Source organism: Zoogloea sp. (assembly GCF_023150065.1).
Taxonomy (GTDB): Bacteria; Pseudomonadota; Gammaproteobacteria; order Burkholderiales; family Rhodocyclaceae; genus Zoogloea.
This window is the reverse complement of the sequence record NZ_JAKLLN010000003.1, coordinates 136,014-156,235: the sequence shown is the minus strand read 5'-3', so window position 1 is coordinate 156,235 and position 20,222 is coordinate 136,014. Positions and strand designations below refer to the sequence as shown.

Annotated in this window: 25 protein-coding genes; 17 read left to right on the top strand and 8 right to left on the bottom strand. The window is 68.6% G+C overall.

All coding sequences use genetic code 11. The features are described 5' to 3' along the window. The first annotated feature begins 1 nt into the window (after position 1). The 4 genes from L6Q67_RS05730 to L6Q67_RS05715 are packed head-to-tail and all read left to right on the top strand — an operon-like array spanning position 2 to position 3,147. Positions 2 to 1,177 (top strand): cytochrome D1 domain-containing protein, encoded by a 1,176-nt coding sequence (locus tag L6Q67_RS05730; protein ID WP_296566610.1) that lies wholly within the window; start codon positions 2 to 4, stop codon positions 1,175 to 1,177. A 10-nt stretch (positions 1,178 to 1,187) separates the two neighbouring features. Then, positions 1,188 to 2,204 (top strand): Lrp/AsnC family transcriptional regulator, encoded by a 1,017-nt coding sequence (locus tag L6Q67_RS05725; protein ID WP_296566606.1) that lies wholly within the window; start codon positions 1,188 to 1,190, stop codon positions 2,202 to 2,204. Continuing rightward, the gene (locus tag L6Q67_RS05720) at positions 2,201 to 2,665 is read left to right on the top strand and encodes an AsnC family transcriptional regulator (RefSeq protein ID WP_296566603.1); all 465 of its coding nucleotides are present in this window, start codon (positions 2,201 to 2,203) and stop codon (positions 2,663 to 2,665) included. Before L6Q67_RS05725 ends, L6Q67_RS05720 begins: the two co-directional genes overlap by 4 nt. Further along, positions 2,662 to 3,147: an AsnC family transcriptional regulator gene (locus L6Q67_RS05715; RefSeq protein WP_296566600.1), complete on the top strand. Its 486-nt coding sequence runs from the start codon at positions 2,662 to 2,664 to the stop codon at positions 3,145 to 3,147. The genes L6Q67_RS05720 and L6Q67_RS05715 overlap by 4 nt, the downstream gene beginning before the upstream one ends. A gap of 3 nt (positions 3,148 to 3,150) precedes the next feature. Here L6Q67_RS05715 and L6Q67_RS05710 read toward each other — a convergent pair whose 3' ends face one another. Both L6Q67_RS05710 and L6Q67_RS05705 read right to left on the bottom strand, forming a co-directional pair. Continuing rightward, positions 3,151 to 5,091: an ABC-F family ATP-binding cassette domain-containing protein gene (locus L6Q67_RS05710; protein WP_296566596.1), complete on the bottom strand. Its 1,941-nt coding sequence runs from the start codon at positions 5,089 to 5,091 to the stop codon at positions 3,151 to 3,153. A gap of 124 nt (positions 5,092 to 5,215) precedes the next feature. After that, positions 5,216 to 5,587 carry a hypothetical protein gene (locus tag L6Q67_RS05705; RefSeq protein ID WP_296566593.1) on the bottom strand — a complete coding sequence of 124 codons (372 nt, stop codon included), beginning with the start codon at positions 5,585 to 5,587 and terminating at the stop codon, positions 5,216 to 5,218. Positions 5,588 to 5,713: 126 nt separating this feature from the next. Between L6Q67_RS05705 and L6Q67_RS05700 the strand changes: the two genes are divergently transcribed. The 3 genes from L6Q67_RS05700 (at position 5,714) to L6Q67_RS05690 (ending at position 7,130) form a co-directional block, all read left to right on the top strand. Continuing rightward, positions 5,714 to 6,046 (top strand): zinc ribbon domain-containing protein YjdM, encoded by a 333-nt coding sequence (locus tag L6Q67_RS05700; protein ID WP_296566591.1) that lies wholly within the window; start codon positions 5,714 to 5,716, stop codon positions 6,044 to 6,046. Between the two features lie 86 nt (positions 6,047 to 6,132). Beyond that, positions 6,133 to 6,699 carry a hypothetical protein gene (locus L6Q67_RS05695; protein WP_296566590.1) on the top strand — a complete coding sequence of 189 codons (567 nt, stop codon included), beginning with the start codon at positions 6,133 to 6,135 and terminating at the stop codon, positions 6,697 to 6,699. A 65-nt stretch (positions 6,700 to 6,764) separates the two neighbouring features. Next, entirely contained in the window at positions 6,765 to 7,130 is a 366-nt protein-coding gene (locus L6Q67_RS05690) for a cupin domain-containing protein (protein WP_296566587.1), read from the top strand. 14 nt (positions 7,131 to 7,144) lie between these two features. Here L6Q67_RS05690 and L6Q67_RS05685 read toward each other — a convergent pair whose 3' ends face one another. Then, positions 7,145 to 7,948 (bottom strand): alpha/beta hydrolase, encoded by an 804-nt coding sequence (locus L6Q67_RS05685; RefSeq protein WP_296566584.1) that lies wholly within the window; start codon positions 7,946 to 7,948, stop codon positions 7,145 to 7,147. 186 nt (positions 7,949 to 8,134) lie between these two features. On the opposite strand from L6Q67_RS05685, the gene trmA reads away from it, so the two are divergent. The 3 genes from trmA (at position 8,135) to L6Q67_RS05670 (ending at position 10,934) form a co-directional block, all read left to right on the top strand. Continuing rightward, entirely contained in the window at positions 8,135 to 9,232 is a 1,098-nt protein-coding gene (trmA, locus tag L6Q67_RS05680; RefSeq protein ID WP_296566575.1) for a tRNA (uridine(54)-C5)-methyltransferase TrmA, read from the top strand. Then, complete coding sequence (locus L6Q67_RS05675) at positions 9,229 to 9,723, top strand: hypothetical protein (protein WP_367171627.1); 495 nt, start codon at positions 9,229 to 9,231, stop codon at positions 9,721 to 9,723. Before trmA ends, L6Q67_RS05675 begins: the two co-directional genes overlap by 4 nt. A 77-nt stretch (positions 9,724 to 9,800) precedes the next feature. Next, complete coding sequence (locus tag L6Q67_RS05670; RefSeq protein ID WP_296566573.1) at positions 9,801 to 10,934, top strand: sensor domain-containing diguanylate cyclase; 1,134 nt, start codon at positions 9,801 to 9,803, stop codon at positions 10,932 to 10,934. Positions 10,935 to 10,940: 6 nt separating this feature from the next. On the opposite strand, the gene L6Q67_RS05665 is transcribed toward L6Q67_RS05670, so the two are convergent. Further along, a complete protein-coding gene (locus L6Q67_RS05665; RefSeq protein ID WP_296566571.1) occupies positions 10,941 to 11,180 on the bottom strand; it encodes a cupin domain-containing protein in 240 nt (79 codons plus the stop codon). A 187-nt stretch (positions 11,181 to 11,367) separates the two neighbouring features. Here L6Q67_RS05665 and L6Q67_RS05660 point away from each other — a divergent pair, with 187 nt between their 5' ends. From L6Q67_RS05660 to L6Q67_RS05645, 4 genes are all read left to right on the top strand, one after another. After that, positions 11,368 to 11,499, top strand: coding sequence for a hypothetical protein (locus L6Q67_RS05660; RefSeq protein WP_296566570.1), 132 nt, complete (start codon positions 11,368 to 11,370; stop codon positions 11,497 to 11,499). 152 nt (positions 11,500 to 11,651) lie between these two features. Next, a complete protein-coding gene (locus tag L6Q67_RS05655) occupies positions 11,652 to 12,116 on the top strand; it encodes a hypothetical protein (protein WP_296566567.1) in 465 nt (154 codons plus the stop codon). A 196-nt stretch (positions 12,117 to 12,312) separates the two neighbouring features. Then, positions 12,313 to 13,095, top strand: a complete 783-nt coding sequence (locus tag L6Q67_RS05650) for a 3-hydroxybutyrate dehydrogenase (protein WP_296566566.1) — start codon at positions 12,313 to 12,315, stop codon at positions 13,093 to 13,095. 18 nt (positions 13,096 to 13,113) lie between these two features. Beyond that, entirely contained in the window at positions 13,114 to 14,958 is a 1,845-nt protein-coding gene (locus tag L6Q67_RS05645; RefSeq protein WP_296566564.1) for a VWA domain-containing protein, read from the top strand. On the opposite strand, the gene L6Q67_RS05640 is transcribed toward L6Q67_RS05645, so the two are convergent. Further along, positions 14,945 to 15,709: an EAL domain-containing protein gene (locus L6Q67_RS05640; RefSeq protein WP_296566561.1), complete on the bottom strand. Its 765-nt coding sequence runs from the start codon at positions 15,707 to 15,709 to the stop codon at positions 14,945 to 14,947. The genes L6Q67_RS05645 and L6Q67_RS05640 overlap by 14 nt on opposite strands. 117 nt (positions 15,710 to 15,826) lie before the next feature. Next, complete coding sequence (locus tag L6Q67_RS05635; protein WP_296566560.1) at positions 15,827 to 16,693, bottom strand: LysR family transcriptional regulator; 867 nt, start codon at positions 16,691 to 16,693, stop codon at positions 15,827 to 15,829. Positions 16,694 to 16,817: 124 nt separating this feature from the next. On the opposite strand from L6Q67_RS05635, the gene L6Q67_RS05630 reads away from it, so the two are divergent. After that, on the top strand, positions 16,818 to 17,417 hold the full coding sequence (locus tag L6Q67_RS05630) for a cysteine hydrolase family protein (protein ID WP_296566558.1): 600 nt from the start codon (positions 16,818 to 16,820) through the stop codon (positions 17,415 to 17,417). A gap of 24 nt (positions 17,418 to 17,441) precedes the next feature. Here L6Q67_RS05630 and L6Q67_RS05625 read toward each other — a convergent pair whose 3' ends face one another. Continuing rightward, positions 17,442 to 17,819: a hypothetical protein gene (locus tag L6Q67_RS05625; protein ID WP_296566556.1), complete on the bottom strand. Its 378-nt coding sequence runs from the start codon at positions 17,817 to 17,819 to the stop codon at positions 17,442 to 17,444. A 28-nt stretch (positions 17,820 to 17,847) separates the two neighbouring features. Then, on the bottom strand, positions 17,848 to 18,168 hold the full coding sequence (locus L6Q67_RS05620) for a DUF1840 domain-containing protein (RefSeq protein WP_296566552.1): 321 nt from the start codon (positions 18,166 to 18,168) through the stop codon (positions 17,848 to 17,850). Positions 18,169 to 18,294: 126 nt separating this feature from the next. On the opposite strand from L6Q67_RS05620, the gene rarD reads away from it, so the two are divergent. Together rarD and L6Q67_RS05610 are read left to right on the top strand one after the other, a co-directional pair. After that, entirely contained in the window at positions 18,295 to 19,185 is an 891-nt protein-coding gene (gene rarD / locus L6Q67_RS05615) for an EamA family transporter RarD (RefSeq protein WP_296566549.1), read from the top strand. Between the two features lie 47 nt (positions 19,186 to 19,232). Beyond that, complete coding sequence (locus L6Q67_RS05610) at positions 19,233 to 20,141, top strand: ROK family protein (protein WP_296566547.1); 909 nt, start codon at positions 19,233 to 19,235, stop codon at positions 20,139 to 20,141. Positions 20,142 to 20,222: the final 81 nt, after the last annotated feature.

Here is a 20,222-nt window from a genome sequence, read left to right as displayed (position 1 = left end):
CATGCGTGCCCTCCTGATTGCCGCCTCCCTGGCCCTGGGCCTGTCGGCCTGTGGCACCGCCCCACCCCAGGCCCTGCGCGGCACCGGCGACCTGGGCGTGGTCATCGAACGCGCCGCCGGCCGCGTGCAGGTGGTGGAGCACAGCCAGCGCACCGCCCTCGGCACCGTCGAAGGGCTGGGCGATCTGTCCCACGCCCACGTCACCTTCTCTCGCGACGGGCGCTACGCCTATGTCTTCGGCCGTGACGGCGGGCTCACCAAGGTCGATCTGCTGACCCGCCGCATCGACCGGCGTGTCATCCAGGCCGGCAACTCCATCGGCGGCTCCATCTCCCAGGATGGCCGCCTGATCGTCGCCCAGAACTACGAACCCGGCGGCATCAAGGCCTTCGACGCCGACACCCTCGAGCTCCTCGCCGACGTGCCTGCCGAGTACGCCCCGGGCAAGTTCTCCCGTGTGGTCGGGCTGGCCGACATTCCCGGCCAGCGCTTCGTGTATGCCCTGTTCGACGCCAACGAGATCCGCATCACCGACTTCACCGACCCGCGCAAGCCCGTCACCACCCGCTACCCGGCCGGCAAGCAGCCCTACGACGGCCTGGTGACGCCGGACGGCCGCTGGTTCCTGGCCGGCCTGTTCGGCGAGGACGGCATCTCCCTGCTCGACCTGTGGCAGCCCGGGGCCGGCGCCCGCAAGGTGCTCGCCGGCTACGGCCGCGGCGAAGAGAAGCTGCCGGTCTTCAAGATGCCCCACCTGCGCGGCTGGTCCATGGCGGCCGGCCAGGCCTGGCTGCCGGCCATCGGGCGCCACGAGGTGCTGGTGGCCGACGCCCGCAGCTGGCAGGAGGTGGCCCGGGTGCCGGTGAAGGGCCAGCCGGTGTTCGTGATGGCCCGCCCGGATGGCCGCCAGGTGTGGGTCAACTTCGCCTTCCCCGACAACGAGTGGGTGCAGGTGATCGACACGGTGGAGAAGCGCGTGGTGCATACCTTCAGCCCCGGCAAGGCCGTGCTGCACATGGAATTCACCCCCCGGGGCGAGGAGGTGTGGCTCTCCGCCCGGGACAGCAACCGGGTCACGGTGGTGGATACGGCCAGCTTTGGCGTGCGGCGCGAGCTCCCCGTGGACGCGCCCTCGGGCATCTTTTTCACCTCGCGCGGCCAGCGGATCGGGTTCTGACATGCAGATCATGGAACAGCCTCCGCGCGCGGAGCCCTTTGCCCCCAACGGCGACACCCTGGATTTCCGCCTGCTCAACGAGTTTCAGCGTGGGTTTCCGCTGGTGAGCCAGCCCTGGGACGTGCTGGCCGGCCAGCTGGGTTGCAGCGCGGCACAGGTCGTTGCCCGCCTGCGCATGCTGCATGACGAGGGCAAGATCAGCCGCGTGGGCGCGGTGTTTGCACCCAACCGCATCGGCGCCAGCACCCTGGCCGCCATGGCCGTGCCCGAGGCCGAGCTGCCCCGGGTGGCGATGCAGGTGAGTGCCTTCCCGGGGGTCAATCACAACTACCGGCGCGAACACCGCTACAACCTGTGGTTCGTCGCCAGCGCCCCCGACGAGGCCGCCCTGGCCCGCCTGCTGGAGCACGTGGGGGCCGCCACCGGCTGTCCGGCCATCGCCCTGCCTCTGGTCGAGGAATACCACATCGATCTGGGCTTTGATCTGGCCAGCGGTCGGCGTACCCGCCATGCCGTCCTCCCGGTCCAGCGGCAGGCCATGACCCGCAGCGAATGGCAGCTGATCGGGCGGCTCCACGACGGGCTGCCGTGGGGCGCACGCCCCTTCCAGGCCTTGGGCGACGCCGCCGGGTTGGGGGAAGGGCGGGTTCTTTCCACCCTGTCCCGCTGGCTGGCCGATGGCACCCTGCGCCGCTTTGGCGTGGTGGTTCGCCACCGGGAGCTGGGCTGGCGGGCCAACGCCATGTGCGTGTGGCAGGTGCCCGAGGATCAGGTCAGCGCCTTTGGCCACGCCCTCGCCGCCGAAGACGGCGTGAGCCTGTGCTATCGCCGGCGCACCCGCCCCGACTGGCCCTACAACCTGTTCTGCATGATCCACGGTCAGGGGCGCGCCGAAGTGGACGCCCGCCGCGCCGCGCTGGCCGCCCGGGTGGGGCTCGCTGCCTTTCCTTCGGCAGTGCTGTTCTCCACCGACTGCTACAAGCAATGCGGCGCCCGCTATCAGGCTCCGCTGGAGCAGGCGGCATGAGCGCCGTCGCGCCCGTGATGGACGCCCTCGACCGGCGCATCATCAACGCCCTGCAGGGGGGCTTTCCCCTCTCCGATACGCCCTACCAGGATGTTGCCGAGGGTCTGGGCATCGACGAGGCCGATCTGCTCGCCCGCCTCCAGCGCCTCCTCGACACCGGCGTGCTGACCCGCTTCGGGCCCATGTTCCAGATCGAGCGTCTGGGCGGGCGTTTCGTGCTGGCGGCCCTGGCCGTGCCGGAAGAACGCTTCGAGGCGGTGACGGCGCAGGTCAATGCCTTCCCCGAGGTGGCCCACAACTATCGCCGCACCCACCGGCTGAACATGTGGTTCGTGCTCGCCACCGAGACGCCGGAGGGCATCGACGACGTGATCCGGCGCATCGAGGCCGCCACTGGCCTGCCGGTGTTCGCCTTTCCCAAGCGTCGGGAGTTCTTTGTGGACATGAGGTTGCAGGCATGACGACCCGCCCCGCAGATGATCTCGACCGCCGCCTGGTGCTGGCCACCCAGGCCGGCCTGCCCCTGGTGTCGCGGCCTTACGACGTGCTTGCCGAACAGCTTGGCATCAGCGCCGGTGAGGTTCGCGCCCGCCTCGCCGACATGCTCGACAACGGCCGCATCCGCCGCATCGGCGCGGTGCCCAACCACTACGCCCTGGGCTACACCGCCAACGGCATGTCGGTGTGGGATGTGCCCGACGAGCGCATCGTCGAGTTGGGCGAAGCGGTCGGCCGCCTGCCCGGCGTGACCCACTGCTACGAACGCCCCCGGGCACTCCCCGACTGGCCCTACAACCTCTTCGCCATGGTCCATGGCAAGGACAGGGCCAGCGTGCTGGCCCAGGTGGAAGAGATCGCCACCCTGCTCGGCAGTGCGTGCCGGGCGCGGGACGTGCTGTTCTCGACGGCGATCCTCAAGAAGACGGGGCTGCGGATCGGCTAGGCTTCAGCCCCCTGCCGCCTCGATCTCCTCCGACAGCAGCAGCCACTGCTCCTCGTGGGTGTTGAGGCTGGCGTCCACCTGGGCCAGCTCGCGCCCCAGTTCGGCGATCCTGTCGGCGGCGGGGTTGGCGGAGAGCTGGGCTTCGAGGGCGTGCTTGCGGGTCTGTACGTCGAGGATGGTCTGCTCGAGCTTGCCCAGGTCGCGCTTGAGGCCCTTGAGCTTTTCGGGGCTGATGCGAGGGGCGGCAGGCACGGGCGCCGGTGCCGGGGTGGCGGCGGGCTTGGGGCTCTTGAGGGCGGCCTTGAGGTCTTCCCGGGCGCGGCGGGCTTCTTCCAGCAGGTAGCGCTGGTAGTCGTCCAGGTCGCCGTCGAAGGGCTCGACGCCGCCGCGGGACACCAGCCAGAACTCGTCGCACACCGAGCGCAGCAGGGCGCGGTCGTGGGAGACCAGCATCACGGTGCCTTCGAATTCATTGAGGGCCATGGCCAGGGCTTCGCGGGTGGCCAGATCCAGGTGGTTGGTCGGTTCGTCCATCAGCAGCAGGTTGGGGCGCTGCCATACCAGCATGCACAGCACCAGCCGGGCCTTTTCGCCACCGCTCATGGTGCCGACGGCCTGCTTGACCATGTCACCGCTGAAATTGAAGGTGCCGAGGAAGGTGCGCAGATCCTGCTCGCGGCCACTCTGCCCGGGGGGCAGGCCTTCGCGGGCCATGCGTACCATGTGTTCGAGCGGGTTGTCCTGGGGGCGCAGTATGTCCAGCTCCTGCTGGGCGAAGTAGCCGATGCGCAGGCCCTTGCCTTCGGTGACGATGCCGGCGGTGGGGGCGAGGTCGCGGGCCACCGTCTTCACCAGCGTGGACTTGCCCTGGCCGTTGGCGCCGAGGATGCCGATGCGCTGGCCGGCCATCACCGACTTGTTCACCCCGCGCACGATCACCGTGGGCGGGGTGCCGGGGGGGGCGTCGTCTGCCGGCGGGTAGCCGAAGCACGCGTCTTCCATGGCCAGCATGGGGTTGGGCAGGTTAAGGGGTTCCTTGAACTCGAAGGTGAAGTCGGCGCTGGCCAGCACCGGTGCCAGGCGGTCCATCCGGTCCAGGGCCTTGACCCGGCTCTGGGCCTGCTTGGCCTTGCTGGCCTTGGCCTTGAAGCGGGCGATGAACTTCTGCAGGTGGGCGATCTTGTCCTGCTGCTTGGCGTAGGCGTTCTGCTGCAGCTCCATCTGCATCGCCCGGGTGTCTTCGAAGGTGGAGTAGTTGCCGCCGTAGCGGGTCAGCTTGCCGGCGTCGATGTGCAGGGTGACGTTGGTGATGGCGTCGAGGAACTCCCGGTCGTGGCTGATCACCACCAGGGTGCCGGTGTAGCGCTTGAGCCAGGCTTCGAGCCACACCAGGGCGTCGAGATCCAGGTGGTTGGTGGGTTCGTCGAGGAGCAGCAGGTCGGACGGACACATCAGCGCCCGGGCCAGCTGCAGGCGCATGCGCCAGCCGCCGGAGAAGCTGTTCACCGGGTTGCACAGCTCGGTGGTCTTGAAGCCGAGGCCGAGGATCAGGGCCTGGGAGCGGGCCTGGGCGTCGTGGGCACCGGCGTCGTGCAGGGCCATGTAGGCGTAGGCCATGCGCTCGCCGTCACCGCTGGCCTCGGCGTCGTGCACTTCCTGCTGGGCGGCGACCAGGGCGCTGTCGCCCTCGATGACGAAGTCGGTGGCGGACTGCTCGGTCTCCGGCATGTCCTGGGCCACCTGGGCCATGCGCCAGGCGGCGGGGATATGGAAGTCGCCGGCGTCTTCATGCAGCGTGCCGTTGAGCAGGGCGAACAGCGTGGACTTGCCGGCGCCGTTGCGCCCCACCAGGCCGACCTTCTCGCCGGGGTTGAGGGTGACGGAGGCGTTGTCGAGCAGCACCTTGGCGCTGCGGCGCAGGGTGACGCTCTTGAGGGTGATCATGGGGTGAAGCTCCGGTTGGGGGCGGCGGAATTCGGCCGACTCGGGAAGGGCGCAAGGATACGGGCTTTGGGCGCCGTCCGCTGGGCATTTGCCGGGCTGGGGGGCTGTTGTGGGGGCCCGGCGCTCAGGCCGGGGTGTCAGGGCCGTCGAGCAGGCTCTCGCACTCGGCCATCAGGGAGCGGGCCAGGTCGGATTCGTAGTTGGGGTCGAGGGCTTCCATCATTTCGTGGACGGCGTACAGGCCGGCCTCGCGGGACAGGGCGCCGGCAATGCGCCGGGCCAGTTGATCGCTCAGGTCGGAGAGGTGGCGGCGGTCGGCCAGGGGCAGGCTGCGCCGGGTTCGGCCGAGCCAGTCGGCCACCAGGGTGGCGCCCTGGGCTTCGGTAGGCCACTGATTGTGCTCGTACCAGAGGGACAGGCGTTCGGCGGTCAGGGCAAAGATCAGGGCGGCGCGGGTGCCGCGGCCATCGGCGGGGGGCGGGGGTGTTGAGCTCATCGGGGGCTTCCAGTCGGGACGGGGGCAACCCTAACACGGACCGCCCGGGATTTCCCCCTGCCCCGGGAAGGGTTATCCTTCCGGCCCTCAGCCGGCCCGCCGGCCTCCATTCATCAAGGAAAGACCATGAGCAGCCTGCCCCCGTGCCCACAGTGCAAGTCGGAATTCACCTACGAGGACGGCGCCAACTTCGTCTGCCCCGAGTGCGCCCACGAGTGGCCCCAGGTGGCCGCCGCCGAGGAGCAGAAAGTCGTGCGCGACGCCAATGGCAATGTGCTGCAGGACGGCGACAGCGTGACCGTGATCAAGGATCTGAAGGTCAAGGGTTCGTCGTCGGTGGTCAAGGTGGGCACCAAGGTCAAGAACATCCGCCTGGTGGACGGCGACCACGACATCGACTGCAAGATCGATGGTTTCGGCGCCATGCAGCTCAAATCGGAGTTTGTGAAGAAGGCCTGAGCGGGGCGGGCCTGCGGGCCCTGCCCTAAAGCTTTTGTGTACCGTGCCGAAAACCCCGGGAACTTAGTTTGAACCGGGAGACAGATATGCCAGCAGCAGACGAACGTCGCGGTACCAGTGCCCATATGCCGGACCTGGACTGGAGTCAGGTGCGTGAGACCGTGCTGATGCTCGAGCTCGCCGTCGGCCAGATCGAGGCGGCGATGAAGGAAGGCAGCAGCTCGGTGGAGGTGCTCACCGACTCCTTCACTTCCATGGCCGGCTACATGCGCATGATGGGCACGGCCCTGGAGCAGCTGCCCGACACGCCGGCCACCGCCCAGCTCAAGGAGTCCCTGATCGGTCATGCCGGTGAAGTGGCGGGGCGGGTGCAGAAATCCATCATCGCCTTCCAGTTCTACGACAAGCTCAGCCAGCGCCTGGCCCACGTCTCCCACAGCCTGGACGCGCTCACCACCCTGGTCACCGACCAGCGCAAGCTCTACAACCCCTTCGAGTGGGTGGCCCTGCAGGAGAAGATCCGCGCCAAGTATTCCACCCGGGAAGAGGTGGAGATGTTCAACGCGGTGATGCAGGGCATGCCGGTGAAGGAAGCCCTGAGCAACTACAAGGCCGAGATGAAGGACAAGGGCGACGACGTCGAACTGTTCTGAACGGCCCGGGCAGGGGCCGTGGCTGACGTAAACTCCGGGCCTGATCATTCCGCCCGGTGTCTTCCATGCCTGCCCTCATCCATTTTTCCGATCCTGCTCCAGCCCCCCTTGAAGACCGCCCCGCCCCCGAGCGGGCCATCGGCACCCCACCCCGACGCCTGACCTCCGAGCGCTACTGCGCCGAAGACGGCGCCCTCTCCATGGGCGACTGGGCCTGCGAGCCTGGCGCCTGGCGCATCGCCTTCCATCCGGGGCGCCACGAGTTCTTCCAGCTCATCAGCGGCCGCCTGCGCATCATCGATGCTGCGGGTGCGGCCCGGGAGTTCGGCCCCGGCGACGCCGGCATCATCCCCGCCGGCTTCGTCGGCACCTTTGAAGTGCTGGAGCACGTCACCAAGCGTTATGTGATGTTCGACAGGCCGGGCCAGTAAGGGCCCCTCTGCATCTATGCCGTCGGCAGGGTCTCCAGCCAGTCTGCCAGCGCGGCGGCGGCTTCCTGCCACTGGGGGTCGAGCATCAGCATGTGCCCGGCGCGGGGGATGATCACCTGACGGGCCTTCCAGGGCAGGGCGGTGAAGAACAGCATGGAGGCGGGGAACACCGCGTCCTCGCCGCCGCCCATCACCAGGGCGGGGATGTCCGGGCGGCGTTTGACCGACATGAAGGGCAGGGCGACCATCTCGGCGACGGCATGTTCCGATTCCGCCTGGATCATCGGCATGAACTGCAGCACGTCCTGGTGGGGCATGTCGGGCGAGAAATACACCTCGGCCATCACCCTCAGGGTGTGCTCGTCCGGGCGCCCGGCGATCACCTTGGGCAGCTCGCTGAAAAAATCCGGCTGCACCAGGGCCAGCCGGCTGGCCGAGCCGCCGGTGCCGGTGGGCGGAACCGGAGCCAGCAGGGCCACGCCGGCTGCGCTGGCCTTGGCAAGGTAGAGCTGGACCACCAGGGTGCCCATGGAGTGGCCGATGAGCACCGGCTCGGCAGGCAGGCTGGCGACCGCCCGGGCCACGTCGTCGGCGTAGTCGGCCAACCCGAAGTGGTCGAGCTGGTCCCGCCCCTCGCTTTCCCCGTGGCCGGAGAGGTCGAGGGCGAAACAGTCAAAGCCCCGGGCGTTGAGATACGGGATGAAGTTGAGCTGCCAGCCCAGGGCGTTGGTATAGGCGCCATGGACGAACAGCAGGGGCGGCTTGCCGGACGGCGTGGGGGCGGGGTGGCTGTGGATCTTGAGCTGACGAGGGGACATGGCGGTGGGGTGGCAAAGTAAGGACGAAAGAGCGCTTTCGAGTGATGGGCCGGGCGGCGGGTTCCGGGCGGGTGGGCGGCGGATTCTGGCACGCCATGACGGGGCAGGGCCGACAGGCGTATATTCGGCCCTCCGCCGGCGGCCCTGAGGGCACGCCCCGCATCGAAAATTCACCGTACCACCCTTATGTCCCTGCCCCGTATCGACCCTGCCGACTACCCCAGCCAGCTCGCCGCCAAGGTGGACAAGTTCAGGCAGGACTTCGCCGCCTTCGCCGTGCCAGCGCCCCTCGTCCATCAATCCGCCCACCTGCACTACCGCCTGCGCGCCGAGTTCCGCATGTGGCACGAAGGGGACCGGGTGGACTACGCCATGTTCGACAGCGCCGACCCGAAGACGCCGGTGATCATCGATGCGTTTCCCGCCGTTGCCGAGCCCATCGCCCGGGCCATGCCGGTGTTGCGCGAGTACCTCATGACCAGCCCGCCCCTGAAGCGGAAGATCTTTCAGGTGGATTTTCTGAGCACGCTGAGTGGTCGGCTGATGATCACCCTGGTCTATCACCGCCCCCTGGACGCAGACTGGGAGGCCGCCGCCCGCGAACTGGCTGCCGTCATGGATGTGCAGATCATCGGGCGAAGCCGCAAGCAGAAGGTGGTTGTCGGCCAGGACTGGCTGCTGGAAGAGTTTGAACTCGACGGCCGCGCCCTGCGTTACCAGCAGATCGAGGGCAGCTTCACCCAGCCCAATGGCGGTGTTAACCGCCAGATGCTCGGCTGGGCCTGCCAGCAGGTGGCCGGCGTGGGCGGCGACCTGCTGGAGCTGTACTGTGGCAACGGCAACTTCACCATCGCCCTGGCGCCCCAGTTCGGGCGGGTGCTGGCCACCGAGGTCAGCAAGTCGTCGGTGAAGGCCGCCGACTACAACCTGGAAGCCAATGGCGTGGGCAATGTGACCATGGTGCGCATGTCCAGCGACGAGATCAGCGACGCCCTCTCCGGCGGCCGTGAGTACCGGCGCATGCAGGGCGTGGATCTGGCCAGCTACCACTTCTCCACCCTTTTCGTGGACCCGCCGCGGATGGGCCTGGACGAGGCCACCGTCGACATGGCCCGGCGCTTTCCGAACATCCTCTACATCTCCTGTAACCCGGCCACCCTGCGCGACAACGTGGCCGCCCTGCACGACACCCACGAGATCCGCGCCGCCGCCGTGTTCGACCAGTTTCCCTACACGCCCCACCTGGAATGCGGCCTGCTGCTGAGCCGCCGGCAGGCCGCATGATGTCGGCCGAGATCCTCGATGAAGGCGGCCCGGTGGCCGTGAGGGAAGACCGGCTGTGGAGCGACAACGGCTGGACGGCACGCGTCATCAAGAACCAGGACGACGATGGCTGGGCGGTGGAGATGCTCAAGGACGGTGAGTCCGAACCCGCCCTGGTGGGCCCCTGGACCATGGGGAGGGACAAGAAGAATCCCAAGCCCCTTGATGCCGGCGCCTTCCAGACCCTGGTGAAGACCGCCTCCGAAGTGCTGCGCCGGCATGAACAGCACCTCCATGCCCTGCTCCACAAGAGCATCACGGTGAGTACCGACGAGGGCGCGGTGAGCGTCCTGCTCGACATCGTTCCCGATGACTACGAGCCCTACGCCACCCTCTCGGCCCGCGACGCGTTTGACGACCTCATCGCCGAAGTGCGCGTCAGCGCCGGCTTCAAGCTCGACCGGCGCAGCGCTGCCGCGTGGGTTGAAGGCGGCTTTGGTGCACCGGAGTAAACCGCAGGCCATCCGGACAGGATAAGGTTGGCATCGTGTCGATTCCATCCGGGAAGCCGCAGGAGGCGCCCTTCGCCATGTCCAAGCCCGATTTCGCCGTCATCCAGCCGAAGGTACCGTGGCTCGTGCGCATGCATTACCTCATGCGCACCGTGGCCTTTGCCATGATGTTCGGCGTCGTTGCATTGCATGGCACGGGTGATGGCCGTGGCCCCGGTTTCTGGGCCTTGATGGTCCTGCTGTTCCTGATCTACCCCCACGCCCAGTACCTGCGCACCCGTCGCCTGGCCGACCCGACCGCTGCGGAGCTGCGCAATTTGCGCACCGATTCGGTGTTTCTCGGCATGGCCGTGGCCACCGTCGGCTTTCCTGTCTGGATCACCTTTGCCGCTCTGCTCGGCACCCTTTCCAACAACACCGCCAACAAGGGCTGGACAGGTGTTGCCGAAACCCTGGTGGCCTTCCCGGGGGGCGCCCTGATCGGCTGCCTGTTGTGGGGGTTTCATTTCACGCCCGAGACCGACTGGATCACCACCCTGTCGTGCATCGTCGGCCTGACCCTCTATCTCACCGCCCTGGGGCAGGTCGCCTTCACCCGCATCCAGCGCCTGCGCCTGACCCGCGAAGCCCTGCAGGTGCGTGAACGGGAGCTCATGAACGTCAATGACGCCCTGCATAACAACCTGCGGGAGATTGACGAACTGCAGGAACAGCTCCGCGAGCAGGCCAACCGCGACCCCCTTACCGGCCTCTACAATCGGCGCTACCTGGACAGCACCCTGGAGCGGGAACTGTCCCGCTGCAAGCGCGACGGCCATTCCCTGGCCCTTATCCTCATCGACATCGACCACTTCAAGCAGGTCAACGACACCTATGGCCACCAGGCCGGCGACGAAATCCTGCTCCGGCTGTCAGCCCTGCTGGGCAGCATGGCCCGCGCCGGCGACGTGGCCTGTCGCTACGGTGGCGAGGAATTCCTGCTGCTGATGCCGACCATGCCCCTGATCTCGGCCCAGGAGCGTGCCGAGGCCCTGCGCCAGGCCGTGGGCAATCTCGAAGTCCCGTTTGGCGACTTCCGGCTGCGCGCCACCCTGTCCATCGGCATCGCTGCCTATCCCGGGCACGGCACCTCGGCTGACGAACTCATCCGCCACGCCGACACCGCCCTGTATCGCGCCAAGCGCCTTGGGCGGAACCGGGTGGAGCTGTAGGCTGCGTCAGCGCATGCCCCCGGACGGCCCGAACATGGCCATCAGGGTCAGGTCTTCGGTGATGTCGAAGAAGGAATGCTCGGTGGTGGCGCCCACGAACAGCACCATTCCCGGCCCCACCTCCTGCTCCTGCCCGTCGACGCGCAGCCGCGCCCGGCCCTCCAGCACCATGTAGAGCTCGTCCTCCAGGTGCGGGGCCTGCATGTCCCGCGCGCCTGCCGGCAGGCGATACAGTGCGCAGGACATCTGCGAACTGCGAAGAAACTCGAAAATGGAAGGCTGATTTCCGGCAACCTTGCCTTTGAGCTCATTGAGGTTGAAGACTTTCCACACGCTGAATGACCCCAAGAAAATTATGTTTAAACCCGTGCCCGGATAGTGCCAGACGAACGCCCGGGGTCAAGCATTTCCTCCTCCTCGCGGGGACGGGATCATGAAGCTGGCGAGCCTCAAGGCATCCCGGCCTGCCGGCACCGCCGGATGGGAGGGACGCAGCCCCGACGGCATCGTCCGCCTGGTGGCCGCGCCGGGGGCAAGGTTTGCCGATACGCCGGAGGAGGGGTGAGCGCCGTTGGTATGGGGGGTTGTTGCGCTGATCCCGCAGACCGAGGCTTCAGGGCGCCATTCTGGTCTTGAGTTGTTGGCTGTTTTTTTATACAGTCAAAAGAACTCCTCCGACTGCCGTGCCTGATTACCGCGGCACCCGAAGCCATGCCCATGAATCACCAGACCTGTTTCGAATTTCCCGTCGAGGGTGTGCTGCCATCTGCGCCGGTGCTGCGTCGGACGCGCCGGCGTCGGCGTGACGGGGTGGATGCCGGAGCGCCGTCCCAGCTGGCGCTGGTGGCGTCTGGTGAGCCCATTGAGGTGCGGCTCCCGGTGGTGGTGCCACCGCCACCCGATGAGGCGGCTTTCGAGACGCTGGTGCGCAGTTCGCGGCAGGTGGCAGAGCCCGCCGAGCCACGGCAGGCGGGTGGCCGGCCGCTGCGCTCCGTGTCGGTGATGGTGCGGGGGCGGCAGTGGGCGGTGTCCTTGCGCCTGGTGCCCGATGAATACGAGCCCCATGCGCTGCTCGTGGCCCACGATGAGCTCGATGAGGTCGTCGCGGAAGAGCGGGTTGTGCCCGATTTCCGTCTCACCGAGCAGGTGGCGCGGAGCTGGATCGAAGGGGATTTCCAGTAGCCCGACTGGCGCCAGCGGCGGGGATCGACGTCGCAAATTGAGCCAGAACAGGGTGGTGCGCGGGCTTGGCCGCTACAGTTGGGGCCAGTCATGCAGCCCGTTCACCATCGCTCCCTTCGTGTCACCCCCTGCCGTCCTTCGGGTAGCATCCCCTGTCTGACCGGGCAGGGGCCCGGCGTGAATCGAGGAGAGTGAGATGCTGGCAGGCAAGACGGCTTTGGTGACGGGTTCCACTTCGGGGATTGGTCTGGCGGTGGCCCAGGCGCTGGCAAAGGCCGGGGCAAAGGTGATGCTCAACGGTTCGCGGCCGGCGGCCGATGCCGAGGCCCTGCGGGCCGGGCTGGCCGCCGAGACGGGCGTCGAGGTGGCCTACACCCAGGCCAACCTGGCCCAGGGGGCATCGGCCCGGGCCCTGGTGGAGGCCACCATTGCGGCCTTCGGCAGTGTGGACATCCTGGTCAATAACGCAGGAATCCAGCACGTGGCGGCCGTTGACGCCTTCCCCGACGACAGCTGGGATCAGCTCATTGCCATCAACCTGTCGTCGGTGTTCCACACCACCAAGGCGGCCCTGCCGTCCATGAAGGCGCGGGGCTGGGGCCGCATCGTCAATATCGCCTCGGCCCATGGCGTGGTGGCTTCGCCTTTCAAGGCGCCCTACACGGCCAGCAAGCACGCGGTGGTGGGTTTCTCCAAGGCGGTGGCGCTGGAGGTGGCGGAGCAGGGCATCACCTGCAACGCCCTGTGCCCGGGTTATGTGCGCACGCCTCTGGTGGAAAAGCAGGTGGTGGATCAGGCCAAGGTGCATAACCTGCCGGAAGACCGGGTGATCCGCGAGGTGATCCTGGCCGCTCAGCCCACCAAGCAGTTTGTCGAGGCCGACGAAGTGGCGGCCTTTACGGTGTTCCTGTGCTCCGAGGCGGCCCGTTCGGTGACCGGCTCGGTGCAGTTGATTGATGGGGGCTGGACCGCGAGGTAGCCCCCGGGAAAGGCAGGCATGGAAGAGTTCATCGGCGGTCTGTGGCACCGTTTCATCACCCGCGCGGCAACGCGCAGCCACCCCGAGGCGGCTGTGCGGCTGGCCGACATGGAGCGCACTGCCGGCATCCTCTTCCGAGCCCTGGGGGGCGACGCCGGTTTGCGTGTGGCACCCGCCGCCGAAGTGGAGCACGGTGCCCGCCGCAACTGGCTGGCGCGGCTGGCCCATACCGGCGAGAAGGTGGCCCAGGCAGCCCGCGACGAGGAAACCCTGCGCCTGCCGGCCGAGATCGCCCTCTTTTCCGAACGCAGCCTCAACCGTGATCTGTACCTGTGGCTGATCGCCCAGGGGGCCGCCCTGCCTGCGGGTGGTCTGTCGGCCGATACCTGGATTGTCGCCAACCAGCAGGCCAGCGTCGCCACCCTGGAAGCCTTTCCGGGGTTTGCAGCACGCTATCGCCGGCTGGTGGCGGCGGTGCTGGCCGAGCGCCCGGACCCGGGCAAGCTGCCGGCCGACGAGGCCTCCGCCGAAAAGGTCATCCGCCAGGCCCTGGAGGCGCCGGGCAGTGTCGCCGCCCTGCCGGCCGCCCGCCGCCCGCCCACGCCGGTGGCCCTGTGGCTGTACCCGGCGCCGGTGGCCCTGGACCGGCGCGAATCTGCGGCCGATCCGACGCCCGCCGAACACCGGGAGGGCAGCAAGTCGGCCGATGCCACCGACCGCCGCCGCCAGGCCCAGCGCGAAGACATGCCCGATGGCCGCAACGGGCTGATCCTGCCCTTCCGGGCCGAGAGCCTGCTGTCCTTTGCCGAATACGTGAAGGTGAACCGCGGCCACGAGGAGGGCGACGACGAGGACCCGACCCGGGTCGCCCAGGACATGGACCGCATCGCCGTGGCCCAGGACGGTCAGGACACCGCCTCGCGGGTGCGCTTCGACCTGGACCTGCCCTCCGCCGCCCACGACGACATTCCCCTCGAGAGCGGCATCCTGCTGCCCGAGTGGGACTGGAAGAAGCAGATCCTGAAGAAGGACATGTGCAGCATCTCCGTGCTCGACCCCCGGGATGCCGAGCCCTGCCCGCTGCCCCCGCGGCTGCGCGCCCCGGCCCGGCGCCTGCGCCGGCAGCTGGAGGCCCTGACCCCGGCCCGGCGCTGGCTCAAGAACCAGCCCGACGGTCCCGAGCTCGACATCGACGCCTGCGTGCGCGCCTACGCCGACCGACGCACCGGCCACGTGGCCGGCAGCGATGGCGGCTACCTGTCGTGCGAGCGGCGCGAGCGCGACCTGTGCTGCCTGGTGCTGGCCGACCTGTCCCTGTCCACCGACACCTGGGTCAGCGACGAGCAGCGGGTGATCGACGTGATCCGCGACAGCCTGTGGCTGTTCTCCGAGGCCCTTGGGGCCACCGGCGACCCCTTCGGCCTGTACGGTTTCTCCTCACGGCGGCGCGAGCACATCCGCTTCCACCGCATCAAGGGCTTCGACGAGAAGATCGACGACCGCATCCGCGGCCGCATCGGTGTGCTCAAGCCCGGCTTCTACACCCGCATGGGGGCGGCCATCCGCTACGCCACGCAGATTCTCGCCAAGCGCCCGGAGGCCCTGCGTCTGCTGATGATCCTGTCCGATGGCAAGCCCAACGACGTGGACCACTACGAAGGCCGCTACGGTATCGAGGACACCCGGATGAGCCTCAACGCGGCCCGCCAGGAAGGCGTACGGCCCTTCTGCGTGACCATCGACAAGGAAGGCCAGGGCTACCTGCCCCACCTCTTCGGGCCGTCCGGCTACACCATCCTGCGCAATCCGGCCGATCTGCCAGCGCGCCTGCCGGCGCTCTACGCCCAGCTCACCGCGGGTTGAGGGGCGCCCTGTCGCAGGCCGTGGCCAGCAGCCCCGCCACGCTGCGCGACAGCTGGCGCACGGGCTCGCTGGCCGGCATGCCCAGCAGGTAGCCCTGGGCGCAGTCGCAGCCCAGGGCGCACAGGGTGGCCAGGTCACGGGCGTCCTCGATGCCCTCGGCGATCACCTGCAGCCCCTGCCGGCGAGCCCCTTCCACCAGCCCGGCCAGTGCCTCCCGGCGCGGGGTTTCGGCATGGATGCGGCGGGTGTGGGGCGGTGTCAGCTTCAGAAAGTCTGCCGCCTCTTCGGGGCGCCCGGTGGCGCGGCCGCAGCCCAGGGCTGCGAGCTCCTGCCAGGCCTCGTCCAGGCCGGCCGGCGGGGCGGGCTCGGCCTCCATGTGCTCCACCACCAGCCGGGTAAGGTTGAGCCCCCCTGCATCGAGCACAGCCGGCAGACCTCCCTCACGCACCAGGTCGACGATCATGGCCCCGCTGAGGTTGATGAAGAGCCGCCCCGGCAGCCCGGCAGCCACAAAGGCGGAGACCGCGCGGCGCACGGCCAGGTGCTCCAGGGGCAGCCCCAGGCCGGCATCCCGGGCCACCCGCAGCAGTTGTTCCGGTGTGTGCAGCGGCGAGTCGATCGGGCCGCGCATCAAGGTCTCGTAGCCCAGTACCTCCCGGCGGCGCAGGTCGAAGACCGGCTGGAAGACGAAACCGAGGGCCTGGCTGGAGAGGATGTCGCGGAGGTGGGAGACGAGGCCGCTGAAGTACATGGGGCGTGGACGGGGGCACAATGGGTAATACCGCTATTGTTGCCAGCCCTCCACGCCAATTGCATGAAGCTTTTGTGAAGACAGCGTGATGGCGAAGCCCTTGCGGCCCCCGCTGTTTCAGGGGCTGCCGCGAAAGCGTGCGGCCTCGGCGCTGAAGCATTCCACCAGCCAGTCGGCACTGGCGGCAACCCGGGCCTGGGGGCGGGCATCCGGGTGGATGAGCATCCACAGTTCCCGGCTCAGCACGGGCTCATGCCCGCCCAGGCGCACCAGACCGGGGTCGGGGTCGGCCATGAAGCAGGGCAGGATGCCATGGCCGATGCCGTCGGCCACCGCCCGGGCCAGGCCACGCAGGCTGTTGGAGCGCAGACGTATCCGGCCCTTGCCGAGCATGGCGTCGAGGCGCTGCATCTCCGGGGTGTGGGCCAGGTCCTGGTTGTAGGCCACCCAGTCACCAGGCCGCACCGGCAGATCACCCCGGGCGGCGCCGTAGATGGCAAAGCCCACGTCGGCCAGTTTGCGGATCAGGAAGTCGCCACTCGCCGGGCGGGCCAGGCGGATGGCGATGTCGGCCTCCCGGCGGGCCACGCTGAGGTTGTCGTTGCTGGCGATCAGCTCCACCGCCAGGTCCGGGTGGCGGGCGTATAGGCCGGGCAGGCGTGGCACCAGGTATTCACCGATGATGGCGCTCACCGCGGTGACGCGCACCAGGCCGCTCACCGCCCGGTTGCCGGCTTCGGCCAGACGCACCACGCCGGCCACGTCCTCCTCGATGCGTGCGCTGCGCTCCAGCACCCGGGCGCCCACTGGGGTGGGGTGCCAGCGCCCCTCGCTGCGCTCGAAGAGGGGGGCACCCAGGGCGTCCTCCAGGGCGCGCAGGCGTCGGGCCACGGTGGTCTGGTCCACCTTGAGGCTGCGGGCCGCGGCGGCCAGGGTGCCCTCGCGGCCGATCACCACCAGAAAACGCAGATCGTCCCAGTTCATCGCATCCACCTTCGTTCAAGCTCTGCATTTTTGCAGGAAAGCGTGGCATGGATGTCAATTTACGCAGGTTCGGCCGGGGATTAGCCTGTGCCCGCTGCTTCATCATTCATTCCGGAGACATTCCATGACCGCTTCCACCACCCTGCGCCAGCTGTCCGGCCTTCCCGCTGCCCCCTCCCGCCTGTCCGAGTCGGCCCTCATCCTGGTCGATGCCCAGAACACCTATCGCACGGGCGTGATGCAGCTCAGCGGCGTCGAGCCGGCCCTGGATGCCTGCGCCAGCCTGCTGGCCCGCGCCCGGGCCCTGAAGGTGCCGGTCATCCACATCCAGCACGATGCCGGTCCCGGCACGCCCTACGATATCCGGGCCGAGATTGGTGCGATTGCCGACAAGGTGGCGCCCGCCGAAGGCGAGCCGGTGGTGGTGAAGAACTACCCGAACTCCTTCCTCAACACCGACCTGGATGCGCGCCTGAAGGCCCTCGGGGTGAAGAACGTGGTGGTGGCCGGCTTCATGACCCACATGTGCATCAACTCTACGGGCCGCGGTGCCTTCAACCTGGGTTATGCCGTGACGGTGCCCGCCAGTGCCACCGCCACCCGCCCCCTGGCGGCGCCGGATGGCAGCACCGTTCCCGCCGCGGCCCTGCAGGCAGCGGCCCTGGCGGCGCTGGGGGATCTGTTTGCGGTGGTGGTGCCCGACGTGGCCGACATTCCGGATTGAGCCGGCTGCCGCGCGGGCGGCAGGTCAGGCCTGTCGCGGCCCGGCCGGGTCGTCGCCGCGGCGGCGGGCCAGGTAGGCCGGGCCGAGGCGTGCCGCCAGGGCTTCGGCCTGCTTCCAGATGTCCGGATGCGGGCGGAAGCTGTCACGTAGCTGCTTCCACAGGGGCGAGGCCTTGTGGAGGAGTTCGTGGAGCACTGTGTCAAGCAGGTCGAGGGCATCGGCCTCCGACAGGGGGGCGAGATAGCGCGGGTTGAGGCGCAGGGTGTCGGAGTGCCAGCGGTACTGCCCGACCACCCGTCCGGATGCGGCCAGACGCCGGGTGCACAGGCGTTTCGGAATGCCCAGCCCGGGCAGGTGTGCCTGCACCACTTCGAGGGCCAGATCGATGTCGCGCCGGGTCATGGGGATGGACGGGGCAGGCCAGCGTGCCTCAGACGCCCCAGGTGACCGGGTGCTTGCCCTTCAGGGAGCGCTCCAGGATCTCCAGCAGCGGCACCGCGCGCTGGAAGAAGCTGACGCCGGCACCGCCGGGCTTGGCCTCGGCGCTGTCCGCGTCGGCTTTCTCGGCCTGGCGGGCCTTGTCTGCGGCGATGGCGTCCTTCAGGGTGGTAATGGCTGCCGGCAGCTGTTCCACGGTGAAGATGCCCTTGGGATCGGCGGGGTCCTTGCCCAGCACGGTGAGCATCTCCTTGCCGTTCTTCTCGAACATGATGACGTCGCCGCTGGCGGGGGATTTGAAGGTGATCAGCATGGTGGTGCGTCCTTGCAGTGGAATGGGCCCATTGTAGGCTGTCGGCGGGCCCGGAGGAAAACCCCAAGGGCGCGGTGGCAAGGCAGGTGATACCTTTGTTCTCCAACTTTCCGCGAACGTAAACCCGTGGACCCACGCGCAAGCCTGGCCGGTGTGGCCTTCGGCCTCGGTGCCTACGGCATCTGGGGCTTCTTCCCCCTGTTCTTCCGCCAGCTCGGCCATGTCGGCCCGGTGGAGGTGCTGTGCAACCGGGCCCTGTGGGGCTGCGTGTTCGTCAGCCTCATCCTCAGCGCGCGCCGCCACTGGCCGGCCACCCTCGCCGCGGCGCGGCGCCCGGGCACCGTGCTGCGCCTGGGGGTGGCGGCGCTGCTGGTGGGCTCCAACTGGTTGGCCTTCCTGTGGGCGGTGGACCAGCGCCAGGTGGTGGCGTCCAGCCTGGGCTACTTTCTGACCCCGCTGGTGAATGTGCTGCTGGGCATGCTGGTGCTCAAGGAGCGCCTCAACGGCAAGGAGTGGGCCTCGGTGGGGCTGGCCGTGGCGGCCGTCGGCAGCGAGTTTCTGACCCTCGGCAGCCTGCCCTGGATCTCCCTGTTCATCGGCGGCAGCTTCGGGCTGTACGGGCTGGTGCGCAAGCAGGTGGCGGTGGATGCCATCTCCGGGCTGTGGCTGGAAACCCTCACCATGTTGCCGCTGATCGGCCTGTATGCCCTGTGGCAGCAGACCCAGGGGCACAGCGTGTTCACGGGCTTCGACGGCCTGACCCAGGGCCTGCTGGCGGCCTCCGGGGTGCTCACGGCCCTGCCCCTGATGCTGTTTGCCGCGGCCACCCAGCGCCTCAACCTGGCCACGGTGGGCATGCTCATGTACATCAACCCCACCCTGCAGTTCCTCACCGCCATCCTGATCTTCGACGAGCCTCTGCAACCCGCCCGCCTCCTCACCTTCGGGCTGATCTGGGCCGGGCTGATCCTGTACAGCTGGAGCGGCTGGCAGAAGTACCGGGCCAGCCAGGCCTGAGCGGAGACGGTGGGGCTATCATCCGGATTTTTCCGGACATCCCGCCCATGCGCATCGGCATCGACCTCGGTGGCACCAAGATTGAAATCATCGCCCTCGACGATGATGGCCGCACCCTGGCCCGGCGTCGGGTGGCGACGCCCCAGGGCGACTACGCCGGCACCCTGGCCGCAGTGGCCGGGCTGGTGGCGGCGGTGGAGAGCGAGCTGGGCCGGCGAGGTTCGGTGGGGGTGGGCACGCCCGGGGCCCTGTCGCGACGCAGCGGGCTGATCAAGAACGCCAATTCCACCTGTCTCATCGGCCGGCCCCTGCTGACGGATCTGCAGGCCCTGCTTGGGCGCGAGCTGCGTATCGCCAACGACGCCAACTGCTTTGCCCTGTCCGAGGCGGTGGACGGCGCCGCTGCGGGGGCCGGGGTGGTCTTCGGGGTGATCCTCGGCACCGGCGTGGGGGGCGGCATCGTGGTGAAGGGGCAGGTGCTGGACGGGGCCAACGGGATTGCCGGCGAGTGGGGGCACAGCCCGCTGCCGCTGCCCGAAGGCGACGATCTGCCCCTGCCGGCCTGTTATTGCGGCCGTTCCGGCTGTGTCGAAACCTACCTGAGCGGCCCGGGCATGGCCGCCGATCACGCCCGGCGGAATGGCATCGGGTTGCCCCCGGAGGCCATCGTGTCTGGCGCGGCAGCGGGGGATGTCGCCTGCGAAGCGACCCTGCAGCGCTACGAGGCGCGGCTGGCCCGGGCGCTGGCCGGGGTGATCAACCTGCTGGATCCGGATGTGATCGTGCTGGGCGGCGGGCTGTCGAATCTGGCGCGCCTGCATGAGCATGTCCCCCGTCTGTGGGGGCGCCACGTCTTCTCCGATCAGGTGGACACCCGCCTGCGGGCGGCCGCCCACGGGGACTCGTCCGGGGTGCGCGGGGCGGCCTGGCTATGGCCGGTGGACGGGCTCGGGTAAATGCAGGCCGGCTGAGACAAGCTGTTGCAATCGGCGCAGAATGACGCGCTGCGGGTGGCGACAGATTTCCCGGCCGGTAAG

Excerpts from the sequence above, each read along its gene's own strand:
- L6Q67_RS05700 (WP_296566591.1), top strand. The coding sequence starts at position 5,714 with ATGAGCAGCCTGCCCCCGTGCCCACAGTGCAAGTCGGAATTCACCTAC.
- L6Q67_RS05685 (WP_296566584.1), bottom strand. The coding sequence starts at position 7,948 with ATGTCCCCTCGTCAGCTCAAGATCCACAGCCACCCCGCCCCCACGCCG.
- L6Q67_RS05655 (WP_296566567.1), top strand. The coding sequence starts at position 11,652 with ATGAATCACCAGACCTGTTTCGAATTTCCCGTCGAGGGTGTGCTGCCA.
- L6Q67_RS05625 (WP_296566556.1), bottom strand. The coding sequence starts at position 17,819 with ATGACCCGGCGCGACATCGATCTGGCCCTCGAAGTGGTGCAGGCACAC.
- trmA (WP_296566575.1), top strand. The coding sequence starts at position 8,135 with ATGTCCCTGCCCCGTATCGACCCTGCCGACTACCCCAGCCAGCTCGCC.
- L6Q67_RS05730 (WP_296566610.1), top strand. The coding sequence starts at position 2 with ATGCGTGCCCTCCTGATTGCCGCCTCCCTGGCCCTGGGCCTGTCGGCC.
- L6Q67_RS05635 (WP_296566560.1), bottom strand. The coding sequence starts at position 16,693 with ATGAACTGGGACGATCTGCGTTTTCTGGTGGTGATCGGCCGCGAGGGC.
- L6Q67_RS05695 (WP_296566590.1), top strand. The coding sequence starts at position 6,133 with ATGCCAGCAGCAGACGAACGTCGCGGTACCAGTGCCCATATGCCGGAC.
- L6Q67_RS05670 (WP_296566573.1), top strand. The coding sequence starts at position 9,801 with ATGTCCAAGCCCGATTTCGCCGTCATCCAGCCGAAGGTACCGTGGCTC.
- L6Q67_RS05640 (WP_296566561.1), bottom strand. The coding sequence starts at position 15,709 with ATGTACTTCAGCGGCCTCGTCTCCCACCTCCGCGACATCCTCTCCAGC.
- L6Q67_RS05630 (WP_296566558.1), top strand. The coding sequence starts at position 16,818 with ATGACCGCTTCCACCACCCTGCGCCAGCTGTCCGGCCTTCCCGCTGCC.
- L6Q67_RS05690 (WP_296566587.1), top strand. The coding sequence starts at position 6,765 with ATGCCTGCCCTCATCCATTTTTCCGATCCTGCTCCAGCCCCCCTTGAA.
- L6Q67_RS05705 (WP_296566593.1), bottom strand. The coding sequence starts at position 5,587 with ATGAGCTCAACACCCCCGCCCCCCGCCGATGGCCGCGGCACCCGCGCC.
- L6Q67_RS05620 (WP_296566552.1), bottom strand. The coding sequence starts at position 18,168 with ATGCTGATCACCTTCAAATCCCCCGCCAGCGGCGACGTCATCATGTTC.
- L6Q67_RS05660 (WP_296566570.1), top strand. The coding sequence starts at position 11,368 with ATGAAGCTGGCGAGCCTCAAGGCATCCCGGCCTGCCGGCACCGCCGGA.
- L6Q67_RS05650 (WP_296566566.1), top strand. The coding sequence starts at position 12,313 with ATGCTGGCAGGCAAGACGGCTTTGGTGACGGGTTCCACTTCGGGGATT.
- L6Q67_RS05610 (WP_296566547.1), top strand. The coding sequence starts at position 19,233 with ATGCGCATCGGCATCGACCTCGGTGGCACCAAGATTGAAATCATCGCC.
- L6Q67_RS05675 (WP_367171627.1), top strand. The coding sequence starts at position 9,229 with ATGATGTCGGCCGAGATCCTCGATGAAGGCGGCCCGGTGGCCGTGAGG.
- L6Q67_RS05665 (WP_296566571.1), bottom strand. The coding sequence starts at position 11,180 with ATGTCCTGCGCACTGTATCGCCTGCCGGCAGGCGCGCGGGACATGCAG.
- L6Q67_RS05645 (WP_296566564.1), top strand. The coding sequence starts at position 13,114 with ATGGAAGAGTTCATCGGCGGTCTGTGGCACCGTTTCATCACCCGCGCG.
- L6Q67_RS05710 (WP_296566596.1), bottom strand. The coding sequence starts at position 5,091 with ATGATCACCCTCAAGAGCGTCACCCTGCGCCGCAGCGCCAAGGTGCTG.
- L6Q67_RS05725 (WP_296566606.1), top strand. The coding sequence starts at position 1,188 with ATGGAACAGCCTCCGCGCGCGGAGCCCTTTGCCCCCAACGGCGACACC.
- L6Q67_RS05720 (WP_296566603.1), top strand. The coding sequence starts at position 2,201 with ATGAGCGCCGTCGCGCCCGTGATGGACGCCCTCGACCGGCGCATCATC.
- L6Q67_RS05715 (WP_296566600.1), top strand. The coding sequence starts at position 2,662 with ATGACGACCCGCCCCGCAGATGATCTCGACCGCCGCCTGGTGCTGGCC.